The organism is Gemmatimonadaceae bacterium (assembly GCA_019752115.1).
Classification (GTDB): Bacteria; Gemmatimonadota; Gemmatimonadetes; order Gemmatimonadales; family Gemmatimonadaceae; genus Gemmatimonas.
In genome coordinates, this window is sequence record JAIEMN010000009.1 from 60,650 (window position 1) to 77,421 (window position 16,772).

13 protein-coding genes are annotated in these 16,772 nt (G+C 67.2%); all 13 read right to left on the reverse strand.

Features of this window, described 5'->3' with window-relative positions; all coding sequences use genetic code 11:
• Positions 1 to 6 precede the first annotated feature (6 nt).
• On the reverse strand, positions 7 to 1,476 hold the full coding sequence (proS, locus tag K2R93_04785) for a proline--tRNA ligase (GenBank protein ID MBY0489134.1): 1,470 nt from the start codon (positions 1,474 to 1,476) through the stop codon (positions 7 to 9).
• Complete coding sequence (gene hisS / locus K2R93_04790; GenBank protein MBY0489135.1) at positions 1,473 to 2,777, reverse strand: histidine--tRNA ligase; 1,305 nt, start codon at positions 2,775 to 2,777, stop codon at positions 1,473 to 1,475. The genes proS and hisS overlap by 4 nt, the downstream gene beginning before the upstream one ends.
• Before the next feature lie 9 nt (positions 2,778 to 2,786).
• On the reverse strand, positions 2,787 to 4,115 hold the full coding sequence (locus K2R93_04795) for a bifunctional folylpolyglutamate synthase/dihydrofolate synthase (protein MBY0489136.1): 1,329 nt from the start codon (positions 4,113 to 4,115) through the stop codon (positions 2,787 to 2,789).
• Between the two features lie 26 nt (positions 4,116 to 4,141).
• Positions 4,142 to 5,011, reverse strand: a complete 870-nt coding sequence (gene accD / locus K2R93_04800) for an acetyl-CoA carboxylase, carboxyltransferase subunit beta (GenBank protein ID MBY0489137.1) — start codon at positions 5,009 to 5,011, stop codon at positions 4,142 to 4,144.
• 115 nt (positions 5,012 to 5,126) lie between these two features.
• Positions 5,127 to 6,392, reverse strand: coding sequence for a rod shape-determining protein RodA (gene rodA, locus K2R93_04805; GenBank protein MBY0489138.1), 1,266 nt, complete (start codon positions 6,390 to 6,392; stop codon positions 5,127 to 5,129).
• A gap of 12 nt (positions 6,393 to 6,404) precedes the next feature.
• Positions 6,405 to 8,165, reverse strand: a complete 1,761-nt coding sequence (gene mrdA / locus K2R93_04810) for a penicillin-binding protein 2 (GenBank protein ID MBY0489139.1) — start codon at positions 8,163 to 8,165, stop codon at positions 6,405 to 6,407.
• 15 nt (positions 8,166 to 8,180) lie between these two features.
• Positions 8,181 to 8,693: a rod shape-determining protein MreD gene (gene mreD / locus K2R93_04815; GenBank protein MBY0489140.1), complete on the reverse strand. Its 513-nt coding sequence runs from the start codon at positions 8,691 to 8,693 to the stop codon at positions 8,181 to 8,183.
• On the reverse strand, positions 8,693 to 9,814 hold the full coding sequence (locus K2R93_04820; protein ID MBY0489141.1) for a rod shape-determining protein MreC: 1,122 nt from the start codon (positions 9,812 to 9,814) through the stop codon (positions 8,693 to 8,695). The genes mreD and K2R93_04820 overlap by 1 nt, the downstream gene beginning before the upstream one ends.
• 6 nt (positions 9,815 to 9,820) lie before the next feature.
• Positions 9,821 to 10,858, reverse strand: coding sequence for a rod shape-determining protein (locus K2R93_04825; GenBank protein MBY0489142.1), 1,038 nt, complete (start codon positions 10,856 to 10,858; stop codon positions 9,821 to 9,823).
• 174 nt (positions 10,859 to 11,032) lie between these two features.
• Positions 11,033 to 11,944, reverse strand: a complete 912-nt coding sequence (locus K2R93_04830; GenBank protein ID MBY0489143.1) for an NAD(P)-dependent oxidoreductase — start codon at positions 11,942 to 11,944, stop codon at positions 11,033 to 11,035.
• Positions 11,945 to 12,152: 208 nt separating this feature from the next.
• Positions 12,153 to 13,268 (reverse strand): alanine dehydrogenase, encoded by a 1,116-nt coding sequence (gene ald, locus K2R93_04835; protein MBY0489144.1) that lies wholly within the window; start codon positions 13,266 to 13,268, stop codon positions 12,153 to 12,155.
• 26 nt (positions 13,269 to 13,294) lie between these two features.
• A complete protein-coding gene (locus K2R93_04840; protein ID MBY0489145.1) occupies positions 13,295 to 14,620 on the reverse strand; it encodes an insulinase family protein in 1,326 nt (441 codons plus the stop codon).
• Positions 14,559 to 16,760 carry a polyribonucleotide nucleotidyltransferase gene (locus tag K2R93_04845; GenBank protein ID MBY0489146.1) on the reverse strand — a complete coding sequence of 734 codons (2,202 nt, stop codon included), beginning with the start codon at positions 16,758 to 16,760 and terminating at the stop codon, positions 14,559 to 14,561. Before K2R93_04845 ends, K2R93_04840 begins: the two co-directional genes overlap by 62 nt.
• Positions 16,761 to 16,772 lie beyond the last annotated feature (12 nt).

A 16,772-nucleotide genomic window follows, 5' to 3' on the forward strand; every position in this document is an offset into this window, starting at 1 on the left:
CGGCGCTCAGTACGAGCGGGCCCAGATCACTTCGTACTTGGCCGGCTCACCCGTCACCATGCACGTCGTGGGCGCCGTCGGCGAGCGGAACTCGGGATCGGGAATCACGCGAATCGTGGCCTTGGTCTCTTCCTTCACCTTGGCCTCGACGGCCGGATCACCGTTCCAGCCGGCGTAGACGAACGCGCCGGGGCCGTCCATGATCTCCTTGAACTTGTCGTACGAGATGCGCTCGCGAATGCTGTTCGCTTCGAGGCGCGCCCGCGCCGCGGCGAGCATATCCGCCTGGATCTGATCGAGCACAACGGGCAGCTCGGCCCGCAGCGTGTCGAACGCCATTGGCTTCTTCTCGCGCGTGTCGCGACGCACCACCAGCCCGCTCTGCTGCGCGAGATCGCGCGGCCCGATCTCCATGCGCAGCGGAATGCCGCGCATTTCCCAGTGGTAATACTTCGCACCCGGCTTGATGCCAACGCGCTCGTCCACGTGCACGCGGATGCGCTCGTGGTCGGGGCGCTTGAAGCTCCCGAGATCCTCGGCGATACGCTTCGCCGCTTCCACCGTGGCCGCGCGCTCTTCGTCGGTCTTCCAGATCGGCACGATGACCATTTGAATCGGCGCGAGCTTGGGCGGCAGGCGGAGCCCCGCGTCGTCGCCGTGCGTCATGACCAGACCGCCGATCATGCGCGTGGATACGCCCCACGACGTGTTCCACGCGTACTCTTCAACGCCGGCCTCGCTCTGGAACTTGAGATCGAAGGCCTTGGCGAAGTTCTGGCCGAGGTTGTGCGAGGTGCCGGCCTGCAGCGCCTTGTTGTCCTGCATGAGTGCTTCGCAGGCATAGGTGCGCAGCGCACCGGCAAAGCGCTCGCTGTCGGTCTTCTGGCCGGTGATCACGGGCATCGCCATGTAGCCTTCCATGAACTCGCGGTACACGCCCAGCATGCGGCGCGTCTCCGTTTCAGCCTCATCGTGCGTGGCATGCGCCGTGTGCCCCTCCTGCCACAGGAACTCCATCGTGCGCAGGAAGAGCCGCGTGCGCATTTCCCAGCGCACCACATTGGCCCACTGGTTGTAGAGCAACGGCAGGTCGCGATAGCTCTGCACCCACTTGGCGAACATCGAGTAGATGATCGTCTCCGACGTGGGGCGCACCACCAGGCGTTCTTCGAGCTGCTTGCCACCGCCATGCGTGACCACCGCGCATTCCGGCGCAAAGCCTTCGACATGCTCCGCTTCCTTCGACAGGAAGCTTTCGGGGATGAACAGCGGGAAGTACGCGTTCACGTGGCCCGTGGCCTTGAACATGTCATCCAGCGCGCGCTGCATGCGCTCCCAGATGCCGTAGCCGAGCGGGCGGATGACCATGCAACCGCGCACCGGCGAGTAGTCGGCGAGCTCGGCACGGAGCACCAGCTCGTTGTACCAGTCGCTGAAGTTCTCGGCGCGGGAGGTCAGCTTCTTGTCGTCGCTCATGTTGCGGATCCGGTCTGCGTTGAAGCGGCCGCCACGAGGGCGTCCAGGGAGGTAAAGGTTGCATCGGTGGAGCCGGCGCGCCGCAGGCGCCAGGGCGCCTCGCTGCTCGACGGGTCCACGATCACGAATGCGCCCGCGCCGGCCTTGCGGCCAGCCTCGAGCTGCTTGTCCAGCTTTTGTGGTTTGAAGGCGTACTCGACCACCAGCCCCGCGGCACGCAGGGCGGCCGCGGTCCGCAGCGTCGCCGCCGGCGCGTCGGGGGTATCCGGCGCCTGCGCGACCCACAGGCCGACACTCGCCGGCGGCGCCGGCATCAGGCCGCGTTCGCGCAGCAGTTCGCCCAGCACCACATCACCCATGCCAAAACCGAGCGCCGGGAGATCGGCACCACCCAGCGCCTTGAGCAGGTTGTCGTAGCGACCGCCGCCGCAGATCGCGCGGAACTCTCCCACGCTGTCGAACAGCTCGAAGACGATGCCGGTGTAATACGCGAGGCCGCGTACGATCGTGAGATCGAAGTGCAGGAAGTCGCCAATCCCGAGCGCGTCGCAGTGCGCGATGTACTGCGCGAAGCGCGCGGCGTGCTCGGCTACTGCCGGCGCGTCGCCGTAGCGCGCCTGCAGCGTGGGGAAGTCGAGCGTCGCGAAGCCGAGAATCGTCTCCACGGTGGCCGGATCGAGTCCCGCTTCGGTGAGCTTCTCGGCCGAGATCTCACGGGGCTGCCGCTCCAGCTTGTCCAACACCGCGTAGACGGCGGTGCGCGCCGCTTCGGCGATCGCGAGATGATCGAGCAGCCCGTTGAGCAGCCGCCGGTCGCTCACCCGGGCCCGCACCTGCTGCGCCGTGAGGCCCAGCGCCTGCATGATGTTGACCGCCACGCTGAGCAGCTCGGCGTCGGCCAAGACGTCGGCTTCGCCGACGATGTCGACGTTCAGCTGATAGTGCTCCCGGAGCCGCCCCTTCTGCGTGCGTTCGTAGCGGAACAGCTGGGGTAGCGAGAACCACCGGACCGGCTTGCGCAGCGTCTGGGCCTTGGCGCCCACCATGCGGGCGAACGTCGGCGTCATCTCGGGGCGCATCGCCACCTCGCGATTGCCCTTGTCCACGAAGTTGTAGAGCTGGGTCACGATCTCCTCGCCGCTCTTCTGCGTGTACAGCTCGAGCGGCTCGAGCGGCGGCCCATCGTACTCCTGAAACGCATAGCGCCGCACGACGCGGCGCCAGGTATCGAAGATGTGGGCTCGCTCGGCGAATTGATCGGGATAGAAGTCGCGGAAACCCGGCAGCGGCTTGTGTGACATCCTGGAAAGCTACCGAGCCAACGGATGCACCTGCAACCGTTCCATCGCATCGCCGACCGTGTGAAAGGACCCGGTCACGAGCACCGTCTGTGCCTCGGCGCGCGCGTCGGCCAGCGCGGTCGTGAAATCGTCGATGCGCGTGACCGGAAGGCCAACCTCCTGGGCCCAGGCCTCGACCTCGTGGAGGTCCCACATCCGATTCACCGGCGCTGTCGGGGCCATGGTGACCACGATGCGTTCGGCGGCTCGGGCGACGGCCTGGAGGATCCCCCGCCAGTCCTTGTCACGCAGCACGCAGACGACGGCGGTGATCGGGTGGGGCACGCCCACGGCCAGCAGGTTGGCCACGACGGTCGCCGCGCCATCGGCGTTGTGGGCCACATCGAACAGCCACGGCGCGGCGCGGTGGAACCGGCCGGCCAACCGCACGTCGGCCAGCAGGGTGTCGGCTCGCGCCTCGATCTCGGCCCACGGCCCCCCGGCGGCGCGTAGCATGGCCAGCGCCACGGCGGCATTGTGGGCCTGGAAGTGCCCGACCAACGGGGTGGTCAGCCGCCGCGACGACGACCCCACGTCCAGCGTGAAGCTGGTACCGGCCGGGTGCACCTCGACGTCGCGCACCTGCCAATCGCGGCCGGTCACCAGAATCGGGGCCGCCCCGGCGGCCTCGGCGTGCTCGCGCAGTCGCTCGCGAATGACGGGATCGGTCTCGCCCACCACCGCGGCGATGCCGCGCTTGTAGATGCCGGCCTTCTCGCCGGCGATCGCCTCGAGCGTATCGCCGAGAAACTCCTGATGGTCGAAGCCGATCTGCGTGACGCCGGCGCTCAGAGGCTGCACGAGGTTCGTCGCATCAAGTCGGCCACCCAAGCCAACTTCCACCACGGCCACTTCAACCTGTTCGGCAGCAAAGTGCGACAGCGCCATGGCCGTCGTCGCCTCGAAGAAGGTGGCGCCCAGTTCGGTCAGCAGCGGTTCATGCGCGGTGAGCCACCGCGTGATCGCCTCGTGCGACATGGGCGCCCCGTTGACCACGACCCGCTCGGCAAAGTCCACGAGATGCGGCGACGTATATCGCCCGACGCGGAGGCCGGCGCCACGCAGCATGGCGTCGAGTGTGGCGCAGGTGCTTCCCTTCCCGTTCGTGCCCGCGACGTGAAAGACCGGATACGCCCGGTGCGGATTCCCCAACCGCTCGAGCAGCTCGGCGACCCGCTCGAGCCCGAGGCGCCACGCGCCGCCGGTGCGCGCGTAGAGGCGGCGGAGGGCGGCGAGGTAGGCTGCGTGGGCCTCACCCGACTCCGGAGCTGCGGTGCCACCGGCGGGAGCCGGAGTCACCGCCGGCGGCGCCAGCGGATTGGAGGTCAGCTTTCCTGTTCGGCGTGCGCCGCCGCGGCCGGGCGACCGGTCATGTGACGCAGCAACCGCGAAAGGGTCGAACGCAGCTCCTTCCGGTGGACCACGCGATCCACCATCCCCTTCTCCAGGAGGAACTCGGCCGTCTGGAACCCCTCCGGCAGGTCCTGCCCGAGCGTCTGCTTGATGACGCGCGGGCCGGCAAAGCCGATGACAGCCCCGGGCTCGGCCAGGATGGCGTCGCCCAGCATGGCGTAGCTGGCACTCACGCCGCCCGTCGTGGGGTTGGTGAGGACCGAGATGTACGGAATGCGGCGCTCGGCGAGCTGCGAGAGCACAGCCGACGCCTTCGCCATCTGCATGAGCGACAGGATGCCTTCCTGCATGCGCGCGCCGCCCGAGCTGGAGACGATCACCAGCGGATGCTTCTTCTCGAGTGAGCGCTGCCCGAGGCGGGCGATCTTCTCGCCGACCACTGACCCCATGGACCCGCCCATGAAGGCGAAGTCCATCACGCCGATCCCGCAGGGCATGCCTTCGAGCAGTCCGGTGACGGTCAGAATGGCGTCGGTGTCGCCAGCGTTGGTGAGCGCCTTCTTGAGGCGCGCCGGGTAGTCGGGGAACCCGAGTGGGTCGACCGACCGCAGTTCGCCGCCCACTTCGTTGAGCGTCCCGTCATCGAGCAGGAACGACGCAAAATCCCACGCGCGCAGCCGGCGATGAAAGTCGCATTCCGGGCACACGTTGAGGTTCCGCAAGAACTTGTCGCGGATGTCGGTATGCCCGCAGGCCTCGCACTTCTCCCACGTATCCGGTGGGATCTCGAGGCGTTCGCGACGCGGTTGGCGGGGCTTTTTTTCCTTCCGGAACCAGGCCATAGACGGGAAAGATCGGGAGATGGGGCGTCCAAGGCTAGACCTTGCGAACAGCCGAGGCTGTCACACCGTACTAAGCGAGCTCATCCGTAAAGGGCGCCTCGGGCGAGGCCACCCGTCAGAGCTCGATCGCGTCGGGCTGGCCCCGGCCTTCGGCGGAGATCCGCAACAGGATGGCCACGGCGAGCCACGAGACCAGCAGAAAACTCGGTCCGTAGCTGAAGAACGGGAGTGGAATACCGGTGACGGGCATGAGGTTGAGCGTCATCCCGACGTTCACCATGACGTGTACGAACCACGCCGACACCAGCCCAAAGGCGACGAGGCTCGGGAACGAGTCGCTCGCGCGCGAGGCCACCCGCGTGCTGCGCAGCAGCAGTGCGAGGAACAGCGCCAGGGCGACGCAGACACCAATGAAGCCCAGCTCCTCACCAACCACGGAGAAAATGAAGTCGGTATGGCGCTCCGGGAGGAACTGCAGCCGCTTCTGACTGCCCAGCGTGTAGCCCTGCCCGAAAATGCCGCCTGAGCCGATCGCCACCTTCGACTGGCGCACGTGGTACGCCGCGCCATTGGCATCGATGTTCGGATCGAGGAAGACGAGCAGGCGTTTCTGCTGGTATGGCTTGAGCTTGTCCCAGAGCAGCGGCGCCACCACGCCCGTGATGACGTTCGCCACGACCACCACGACGCCTTCCACCAGATACGGGCGGTACCACAGCACCAGCGCGATGAGCAGCAGGAACCACGCGCCCCAGACGCCGGTGCTGAAGGCCAGGATGAGACTGATGCCGGGACTGGCCAGCATCAGGAGCAGCTGCCAGCGCACACCAGCCCAGAAGAGCATCGCAAAGCACACGCCGATGAAGACGATGCCCGTGCCCAGGTCCGGCTGCTTCATCACGAGCAGCCACGGCACGCCCACCACCAGCAGCGGCTTCCAGAGATCGATGAGCGACGTGATGCTTTCGCGCTGCGCCGCGAGCACGCGCGCGAGCATGAGAATCGTGGCGAGCTTGGCCAACTCTGACGGTTGTCCGATGCGCACGCCACCGATGGCCAACCATCCCTTCACGCTCGCCGCCGTACCGGAGCCGGTGCCTACGAAGAGCACGAGCACGAGCATCGCACAGCTCACCGCATAGAGCGGCCACGCCGTCCATTCGATCAGCCGCACGGAGCCGCGCGTCACCACCCAGGTCGCTGCGAGGGCGACGCCAAAGAACGCGAGCTGCCGCTCCCAGGCGGTGGCGATGGTCCGGCTCGGCCCATCGATCTGGCCGGCGGAGAAGACCATGGCGATCCCGAAGCCGGTCAACAGCAGCGCGATGAGCAGCAACGGAAAGTCGATACTCTGGCGCCGCAGCACACTGATGTTGGCCATGCGTCGCTCCGCTCAGTCGTTGGTGACAGTCGTCATGGACAACCGAACCTTCAGGAATCGCTCCATCAGCTTGGTGGCGACCTTCGCCGCCGCCGAGCCATGCAACCCCTCTTCGATCAGCACCGCCAGCACGATCTTCGGCTTGTCCGCCGGCGCATAGCCCACAAACCAGGCGTTGTCCTTCTGGCCGCCGACCTGCGCGGTGCCGGTCTTGCCGGCGATGGTGAGCCCCTTGATCTGGGCCCCCGCCGCCGTACCGCGGGACACCACATCCGCGAGCGCATCCTGCAGCCCCTGCAACTGCTCGGGCTTGAGGTTGAGGATCTGCTTGCGCTCCGGGGTCCGCGCCACGATCTGCGGCGTGGCGGCCGCGCCATCGGTAGCGAGGGCCGTGTAGAAGCGGGCCATGCTGAGCGGCGTCTGCGCATCATCGGCCTGGCCGATCGCGAGACTCAGAACGACCGACTTGTTCCATCCGCGCGGCCCGTACTTCTTGTCGAAGTACGCCACACCGTCGGGCCAGGTCGGTTTGCGTTCGTTCGGGAGGTCCACCCCGGTGCTGTCACCAAAGCCCAGCTTCACGCCGCCGGCGAGCAGCTTGGCGAGTCCGATCTTGAGCCCGAGCTGGTAGAAGTACACGTCGCACGACTTGGCGATCGCCTGCGCGAGCGTGATGTCGCCGTGGCCCTTGTGGTCCCAGCATTTGAACTGGCGGCCGTAGTAGTACGAGCCCGTGCAGGGCTGTTCCATCCGCGAGTCCATCGTGACCAGCCCCATCTGGAGCCCCATCGCCGCCGTCGCCAGCTTGAACGTGGACGCCGGCGCATACCGGCCACTCAGCGCGCGGTTCACCATGGGCCGATGCGGATTTTCGCGCAGCGCATTGATGAACGACGCGGACGCGCCGCCGATGTACTCGTTCACGTCGTAGCTGGGCGCGCTATAGAGCGCGAGCACGCCACCGGTCTGCGGGTCGAGCGCCACCACGGCGCCGCGGAGCGAGTCGCCAAAGTAGTCGTGCGCGAAACGCTGCAGATCCAGATCGATGTTCGTGCGGAGCGGTGGGGGCGCTTCCGGCTGCTCCTCGGGGCGCACGCCATTGTCGCGCACCACACGATTCTTGGCATCGACCTCCACGAAGCGACGCCCTTCCCGCCCGCGCAACTGGGCTTCGTACTGCTTCTCGATCCCCTGCTTGCCGACCTGCTGCCCCGCCTTGTAGCCCGCGTAGCGGTCGTTCGCCAACTCGTCTTCCGAGATTTCGCCGGTATACCCAACCAGGGCCGCCATGGCCTCGCCATCGGGATAGTAGCGCTTGGGCGAGCTCTGAATGATGAGCCCGGGGAACTCGATACGCCGTTCCTCGAGGACCGAGACGACCTGGAAGCTCGCATCGTTGAAGATCACCGTGGGGCGCGGCTTCGTGCGCCGAAACCGTCGCACCACCAGATCCTGCTGCGAGGAATCGATCGGAATCACCTTGGACAGCGTGCGCAGGGCGCTGCGCAGCGAGTCCTCAGTCGGGCTCAGAATCGAAACGGTGTACCCCGGCAGATTCTCGGCGATGATCTGGCCGTTGCGATCGTAGATCGTGCCGCGCGCGCCCGGGAGTGGTACCTCGCGCAAACGGTTCGACTCCGACTGCAGCACGTATTCTTCGTTCTGCAGTACCTGCGCGCGGAAGAACGCCCCGGCCAGGGCCACGAAGGCGGCGACCAGCAGCACCCGGGCTACCCGAGCGCGCCGAAGGACGGAATTCGGATGGTAGCTCACGCGTCGAGCACCACGTCAGGTCACCGCGGGGCGATACAGCGGACGGAACAGCGTGAGCAGCAGCAGCGCCACCAGCGCTGTGGCCGCCGCCGACAGCGGAGACCAGAGCAACAGCGTCACCAGCATCGACGCACCGCCTTTGGTGCCGACCAGCAGCGTCATCGCCACGTCGAACAGCCACTTGCCCCCAAAGAGGAACAACGCCGTCAGCGACAGATTGTCGGCGAAGAACACCGCCTTGAGCCAGGACGCGCCGAAGCCCAGCAGCGTGAGCACCAGCGTGGCCGCGCCGAAACTGCCGGGTGCCAACGCATCCAGCGCGATTCCGAGAAGAAAACCGGTGACCGCCGCGAACCCGGAGCGCATCCGCACCGCGGCGAACAGGAGCGCGATCAGCGCGAAGTCCACCGCCACCGGCCCGGTGAACAGCGGGCGCACGGCGAAATGCGCGACGAGGAGCAGCCCGAAGCCGAGCCACGCCCGCACCGCGCTGCCGATTCCCGACGGGGCCGTGGGTTGCCGACGCATCACCGCAGCTCCGGCGCTGGCGGTGGGCCCGGCCGAACCGGGGGTTTGATCGAGTCACGCCGGGGGGCCGCCGGTGCGGAAACCGGCGGCTTCACCACGGGCCGCACACTGTCGGCCTTCACCGGGGGACGGTTCCCCAGCCCACCGCCAATCGTATCGGCCGCGGCGAGGCTGTCCGCCGCCTGCGCGTCGAGCGCGGCGCGTCGGGCCGCGAGTTCGTCGAAGGCCGCCTTGCGGGCGAGCGAATCGCCCGCCTGCGCGACGGCGCGCGCAGCACTGTCGGCCGCAGCGACAGTGGTCCACACGCCGTTCACCCCACGCTGCGCCCGCGCGGGCAGCATGACCAGCACCGGGCCAATCGCCTCCGGCAGCACCGACGGCTTGAGCAGATAGGTGCGCGCCCACTTCTCCGGCGTGGTGATCTCCCCGAGCACGGTCCCGATCGGAATGCCGCGTGGATACGTCGCCCCCAGCCCCGAGCTCACGACCAGGGTGCCGCTGTCGAGTTTGGCCCGGAACGGGACGCCGCGCATCTCCAGCAGCCACCGTTCGGCGCCGCTCCCGAGATGCGGTTGCACGATGCCGAACGCATTCTGGTCCACGCTCATCGCGCTGACGCGAAAGTCGGGGTGCGCCCAGGTGATGGCGTAGCTGGTCGTCGCATCCACACTCTCGACCATCCCCACGAGCCCATCGGCGGTCACCACCGGCTGAAATGGCGCAATGCCGGTCTGCGCGCCCGCTGTCAACGCGATGGTGAACTCATCACCCCCCGGCGCGGGCAACAGCTCGGCGGGCACGAAGCCATCCTGCAGGCGCGCTGCGAGCCCCAGCAGCTTGCGCAGCGTCGCGTTCTCATCGGCAACCGCGCGCACACTGAGCGTGTCGATGGCGCCGCGACCGCGCGCCATGAGCACGGCATTGCGGGACGTGACGGCGGCGCGGACGGTGGCCGCCTGACCTTCCAGTGTCACCAGCGGAGCGAGCACGCGCGTGCGCAACGTGCTCGCGAGCTGTTCGCGCGATCTGCGCGGGGCAATCAGGGCCAGGATTGCGAGGGCGACACACGCGACCACGAGCGCGGTGTCGAGGCGTCCCTCACCACGTGCGCGACGGGCCACCGCCGATCACGTGGTAAGAACGGACCAGTACTTCTCCTCGTCGTCGAGGATCTTGCCGGTGCCGCGCACCACGCACGTGAGCGGATCGTCGTCCACGTGAATCGGCAACCCGGTCTCCTGCGAGAGGAGTACATCGAGCCCGCGAATGAGCGCGCCGCCACCGGTCATCACGATGCCGCGATCGACGATGTCCGACGCGAGTTCCGGCGGCGTGGTTTCGAGCGCGCGACGCACGGCGTCCACGATCTGCTGAATGGGCTCCTGCACCGCTTCGCGAATTTCGCTCGAGTGCACACGCACCGTCTTCGGAATGCCCGAGACGAGGTCGCGCCCCTTCACTTCCATCTCGCGCTCTTCACCCACCGGATACGCCGAGCCGATCTGGATCTTGATCTGCTCCGCCGTCGGCTCACCGATCAGCAGGTTGTAGTTCTTGCGCATGAACTGCACGATGCTGATATCGAGCTCGTCACCACCGGTGCGAATGCTCGTATCGCTCACGATGCCGCTCAGCGCGATGACGGCGATTTCGGTCGTGCCGCCGCCGATGTCGATGACCATGTTGCCCGTCGGCGATTCCACCGGCAGCCCCACGCCGATCGCCGCGGCCATCGGCTCGGTCACCATGAAGACTTCCTTCGCCCCGGCACCGAGCGCCGAGTCGCGCACCGCGCGCTTCTCCACTTCGGTGATGCCGCTCGGCACGCACACGATCACGCGCGGCTTCACCTTGAAGACATGCTTGTCGATGACGAGCGTGAGGAAGTAGCGCAGCATCTTTTCCGTCACGTCGAAGTCGGCGATCACGCCGTCCTTCATCGGCCGCACGGCCATGATGCCATCGGGCGTGCGCCCCAACATGCGCTTCGCCTCGAGCCCCACGCCCTTGATCTTCTTCGTCTCGCGATCGAGCGCGACGACCGAGGGCTCGTTGAGCACGATCCCCTCGCCCTTCACGTAGATCAGCGTGTTGGCGGTGCCAAGGTCAACGGCGATGGCATTCGCCGGGAAGAACGAATTCGACTTGCTGAAGGGCCAGAACATCCGGGGAGATCGGGGCGGCGGAGCCGGTACAGGGGGCGTTCGCCTGAAGAGCGCCGGCGGTGCGTGAAGCGGTAAGGTATCGGCGCACGCCAGAGCGGACAAGCTGTTGTGAAACCGTGACCTAGGCCACTGGAACCACCGCCCGTCCGCTCGTCAAACGGTCCCCGGGTCCGGCTACCGATCGGTGGTGACCGGAACCTCGCGCTGGTACCGCGGATCGTGCCGTGCGAAGTCCTCGATTCCCGCGTGCAGCCCCGTGCGCGGACGCCAGCCGAGCGCCCCGCGCGCCTCGCCGATCAGCGGCTGCGCCGACTGGCGGCGATCGGCAATCGGAAACTCCCCGGTGACCCGCACCGGCACATCGGCCCGCGCCACATGCTCCACGGTCGCGATCAGGTCGCGCGTGCGATACGGCGTCGCCCCGCCGAAGGTCATCAACCGCGTCTCGGCGCTGTACAACAGGCGGACGACGCCATCCACGGCATCCTGCACGTGCACGGGCCAGTGGCAGGCGTCGAGCTCGGTGTCCAGCGCGACCTCCTGCTGCCCGACGGCGGCCTCCATCAACTCGCCCACGAGCGAGAGATCGCCCGTGACGGGCATGCGCGGCCCATAGACCTCGAGCAGGCGCGCCATCCCCGCGTGCAGCCCGTGTTCGGCCACGAACCTGTTCACGATGGACTCCGCGGCCATGATGACCGGCAGATCGTCGCGACGGCGCCCGCAGACCGAGGCCAGTACAAAGCGCGCGGAGTGATCGAGCGCGAACGACAGCGCCGCCTGCAAGCTCACCGGAACGATCGGCGCCAGGCCGCTCGGCAACGGGGCCACGTCGGCCATTTCCGTCTGCATCGGCTCGTGCACGTAGAGCACGGCCTGGAATCGGTCATCACGCGATGACCCTTTCCGGTTGGCGCACCATTGGCTGGTCAGCGCATTCAGCAGGAATCGCGCACCGGTTTCGCCAAGGGCGCCGCGCACGATCTCCCGCGCGTCGAGTTCAAAAACGGCATTGCCGTCTTCGATGAGACGCCGGGCGGCGTGGGACGGTACGAAACTGCCGACGGACAGGACGAGCACCTTCATCGACGATCGCCTCCGAGAGGATGAGCAAGCGGACCCATCCATAAGATACCAGCCTCATCTATTACGCCACAAGAATATTCATGCGGAATTGACAACATAGGCCAGCAACGTGACGCCCCCTCTGGGAAACGAGACGGCCCGGGTGCTCGCGAGAGCACCCGGGCCGCCTGGCCAATCCCCGCGGCCGCCGGTGGGGCGGCCCGGCAGGTCAGTTCACGAACGAGGCCGCGTCGGCCAGCGCCATGCCGAAGGCCTCGGCGACGCCCTTATACGTCACCTGACCGGCCGACATGTTGAGCCCCTTGAGGAGCGCGCCGTTGTCCTTGAGCGCCTGCTTCCAGCCCTTGTTCGCCAGTTGCAGCGCGTACGGCAGCGTGGCATTGGTGAGCGCGAGCGTGGACGTGCGCGGCACGGCGCCCGGCATGTTGGCCACGCCGTAGTGGATGATGCCATCCACGACGTACGTCGGGTTCTCGTGCGTCGTCGGCTTGATGGTTTCCACACAGCCGCCCTGATCGACGGCCACGTCCACGATCACCGCGCCCGGACGCATACGCGCGAGATCCGCGCGACGCACGAGCTTGGGTGCCTTCGCGCCCGGAATCAGCACGCCACCGATCACGAGATCGGCCGTGGTGATCTGCTCGAGAATGTTGTGCCGGTTCGAGTGAATCAGCTGCACGTTCGCCGGCATCACGTCCGAGAGATAGCGCAGACGCTCGAGCGAGAGATCGAGCACCACGACCTTGGCCCCGAGACCCGCCGCCATCTTGGCCGCGTTGACGCCCACGATGCCGCCGCCGAGAATGACCACCTTGGCCGGCGCCACGCCCGGCACGCCGCTCAGCAGCACGCCGCGCCCGCCATAGAGCTTCTCGAGGTACTTCGCGCCTTCCTGCACCGCCATGCGGCCGGCGACTTCCGACATCGGGATGAGCAGCGGCAGATCGCGATTCGGCATCTCGACCGTCTCATAGGCGATGCACGTCGCGCCGCTCTTCAGGTGCGCATGCGTGAGCGCTTCGTCGGCCGCGAAGTGGAAGTAGGTGAAGAGCGTGAGGTCCGGGCGCAGGAACTGCCACTCGGCCTGGATCGGCTCCTTCACCTTCATCAGCAATTCGGCCTTGCCCCACGCGGTCGCCGCGTCGGGCACGATCTGGGCACCAACCGCGACGTAGTCGGCGTCTTCGAACCCGCTGCCAATCCCGGCGCCGGTCTCGATGAACACCTCATGGCCTGCGGACACGAGCGCTTCTGCCCCGGCCGGGACGAGCGCGACGCGATTTTCGTTCGTCTTGATCTCTTTGGGTACGCCGATGCGCATGGTGGGATCTCTGGGGAGGTTGGGCGTCAGCGTACGGCCTTGGGGCCGAGACTGACGAGTATCTGTCGATCGGGATCGAAGAAGTCGCGCGCAATCTCGCGCACCTGCTCCTCGGTAATGGCATCGACGAGCGCCATCAGCTCGTCGATGCCACGGTACGGCTCTCCATACAGGGCGGTCGCCGCCGCCCGGTACATCCGCGACGAGACCCCCTCCATGGACAATACCAGCTGTCCACGAAGTTGGCGCTTCCCGGCGGCCAGCTCCTCGGGGGAGAGACCATGCTGGGATACGTCGCGCAGCACCTCGCGCACCGCGTCGAGGGCTTCCTGGGCCGATTCCGGGGCGCTGGCGAGGTACACGCCGCGGGTGCCGGTGTCGGCGAAGGCACTGCTGAAGGTGTGCACGCTGTAGGCGAGCCCGAGCTCCTCCCGGACACGCTGAAACAGCCGGGAGCTCATCCCCCCGCCAATCAGCATGTCGAGGAGGGCAAAGGCGTAGCGCCGCGGATCGCCGTGCGCGATCCCCTGCCCGCCCAGCACCACATGCGTCTGGGCGATGTCCTTGCGCTTCACATGCTCGGCATGGGCGCCCGCCGCTTCGGCCGGATCGAGCGCGAACGGCGTCATGTCCCCCTTGGGGACCGCCATCCATCCGGCCTTGTCGAGCACATCGAGCAGCTGCTCGTGGTCCACACGTCCGGAGGCGGCGACGACCACGCGCCCTGGGTGATAGGCCCGGGCATGCAGCGCCTGCAGGTGCGGGATGTCGAGCGCCTTCACGGTCTCGCGCGTGCCGAGGATCGCGAAGCCGTGGGGATGATCGCCCCACACCGCACGATTGTGCACGTCGAAGATGATGTCGTCGGGCGTATCCTCGACCATGCTGATCTCTTCGAGGATCACCTTGCGCTCGAGCGCGAGGTCCTCGGGACGCAGCAGCGGCGCGAAGATCAGCTCCCCGATCACGTGCGCGGCTTCGCCGAGATGCTCATCGAGCACGCGCGCCTGATACGAGGTGTGCTCGCGCTCCGTATAGGCGTCGAGGGAGCCACCGAGCGTCTCCAGCGACAGCGCGATCTGCTGCGCCGTGCGCGAGCGCGTCCCCTTGAACACCATGTGCTCAAGAAGATGCGACACGCCCATCTCGCTGGCCTGTTCGTGCAGCGTAGCCGCACGCACCCACGCACCGAAAGCAACCGACCGCGCTCCCGGAACAGCTTCCGAGAGCACGGTCAGTCCATTCGGGAGATCCGTGCGGTGCAACGAGGGCGCGACGGCGCCCGAAGCGTCAGCGCCGATCGCGACCACCGCGTCCACCACGCCCACCGCGATCACCACCGCGGTCGCCACGATCCGAACGCTCGCCGCCTTCTTCACGACGCGGGCGCTCTTCCTGCTCCGGCATGCCTTCCGGCTTCGGGAGCAGCGCCTTCATCGAGAGGCGCAGGCGGCCGCGCTCGTCACGATCGACGAGCTTCACGGTGACGCGATCGCCCTTCTTGCAGACATCTTCCGGCTTCTCGACGCGCTCCCAGCGCATCTCGGAGACGTGCAGCAGCGCTTCGGTGCCGGGCATGATCTCGACGAACGCGCCGAAGGCGGTCACGGTCTTCACCGTGCCTTCGTACGTCTCGCCGACCACCGGCTCGGCCGTGATGGCCATGACCATCTGCTTCGCGCGCTCCATGCTCTCGCCGCCAACGGCGGCGATGGTGACCGTGCCATCGTCATCGACGGTGAGCTCGGCGCCGGTCTCTTCCTGGATGCCGCGAATGTTCTTGCCCTTCGGGCCGATGAGCTCGCCGATCTTGTCGACCGGGATCTGCACCGTGATGATGCGCGGCGCGTACTTCGAGAGGTCGCCACGCGGGGCGGCCAGCGCCTTGTCCATCTCGCCGAGGATATGGAGACGGCCTTCCTTCGCCTGCGCGAGGGCCTCTTCCATGATCTTGAGATCGAGCCCTTCGATCTTGATGTCCATCTGGATGGACGTGATGCCATCCTTCGTCCCGGCGACCTTGAAGTCCATGTCACCGAGGTGGTCTTCGGTGCCGAGGATGTCGGTCAGGATCGCGTACTTCTTGCCTTCCTTGATCAGCCCCATCGCCACACCGGCGACGGCCGCCTTCATCGGCACGCCGGCATCGAACAGCGCGAGCGAGCCGCCGCACACCGAGGCCATCGACGACGAGCCGTTCGATTCGAGCACGTCGGAGACGATGCGGATCGTGTACGGGAAGTCGGCGAAGTCGGGGAGCACGCCCTGCAGCGCGCGCTCGGCGAGGTTGCCGTGGCCAATTTCGCGACGGCTGGTGCCGCGCATCGGGCGCACTTCACCGGTCGAGAACGGCGGGAAGTTGTAGTGGAGCATGAACGACCGCGTGACCTCACCCGCCTCCTTGATGGAGTCGAGGCGCTGCGCGTCCTTCGCGGTGCCGAGCGTCGCGGCGACGAGCGCCTGCGTCTGGCCACGCGTGAAGAGCGCCGAGCCATGCGCGCGCGGCAGCACGGTGCTGTCGATGCTGATGGCGCGCACTTCGTTCGGCTTGCGGCCGTCAACGCGGAGATTCGTGTCGAGCACCTGCGCGCGGAGTTCGTTGTACTCCACGTCGCCGAGCACGCTGTGAATGTCCTTCGCGTTGTCGGGGAACTCCACGACGAGCGCTTCGGCCAGGTCCTTCTTGGCCTTCTCGACCGCTTCGATGCGCGTGTGCTTGTCCTTCTGGTTGAGCGCGGCACGGATCACGCTCGACGCGGCGTCCTTCACGCGCGTCGCGACGGCTTCCGGCGTCTCGGCCTTGGTCCACGCCATCTTGGGCTGCTGCACCTTGGCGAGCAGCTCCTTCTGCATGCCGATGAGCTCGCGAATCCCGTCGTGCGAGAGGCGCAGCGACTCGAGCACGTCCTCTTCGGACACTTCGAGCGCGCCGCCTTCCACCATCACGATGGAGTCCTGCGAACCGGCGACCACGAGCTCCATGTCGGAGAACGCGAGCTGCTGGAACGTCGGGTTGAGCACCCAGTGGCCCTGCACGCGACCGACGCGAACGCCGGCGATGGGGCCGAGGAACGGAATCTTCGACGCGTTCAGGGCGAACGAGGCGGCGACGAGCGCCAGCACGTCGGCATCGTTCTCCTGGTCGGCGGAGATGACGTAGATGAAGACCTGGACTTCGTTCTTGAAGCCTTCCGGGAAGAGCGGGCGGATCGAGCGATCGATGATGCGCGCCGCGAGGATCTCATGATCGTGCGGGCGCCCTTCGCGCTTGATGAAGCCGCCCGGGATCTTGCCCGCGGCGTAGGTCTTTTCCTTGTACTCGACCGTGAGGGGGAAGAACGGGAGGGGGCTCTGGTTCTCGCTCACCGTCACGGCGGCGAGGACCATCGTCTCGCCGAAGGTGACGACGGCGGAGCCGGCGGCCTGCTTGGCCATGCGCCCGGTTTCGATCACCAGGGGGCGGCCCGCGAAGGTCCGCTCGATTTTGTGCATCATCTGCTGTTA

Coding starts and splice junctions, on each gene's coding strand:
- ald (MBY0489144.1), bottom strand. CDS start 13,268: ATGCGCATCGGCGTACCCAAAGAGATCAAGACGAACGAAAATCGCGTC.
- K2R93_04825 (MBY0489142.1), bottom strand. CDS start 10,858: ATGTTCTGGCCCTTCAGCAAGTCGAATTCGTTCTTCCCGGCGAATGCC.
- K2R93_04830 (MBY0489143.1), bottom strand. CDS start 11,944: ATGAAGGTGCTCGTCCTGTCCGTCGGCAGTTTCGTACCGTCCCACGCC.
- proS (MBY0489134.1), bottom strand. CDS start 1,476: ATGAGCGACGACAAGAAGCTGACCTCCCGCGCCGAGAACTTCAGCGAC.
- hisS (MBY0489135.1), bottom strand. CDS start 2,777: ATGTCACACAAGCCGCTGCCGGGTTTCCGCGACTTCTATCCCGATCAA.
- mreD (MBY0489140.1), bottom strand. CDS start 8,693: ATGCGTCGGCAACCCACGGCCCCGTCGGGAATCGGCAGCGCGGTGCGG.
- rodA (MBY0489138.1), bottom strand. CDS start 6,392: ATGGCCAACATCAGTGTGCTGCGGCGCCAGAGTATCGACTTTCCGTTG.
- accD (MBY0489137.1), bottom strand. CDS start 5,011: ATGGCCTGGTTCCGGAAGGAAAAAAAGCCCCGCCAACCGCGTCGCGAA.
- K2R93_04845 (MBY0489146.1), bottom strand. CDS start 16,760: ATGCACAAAATCGAGCGGACCTTCGCGGGCCGCCCCCTGGTGATCGAA.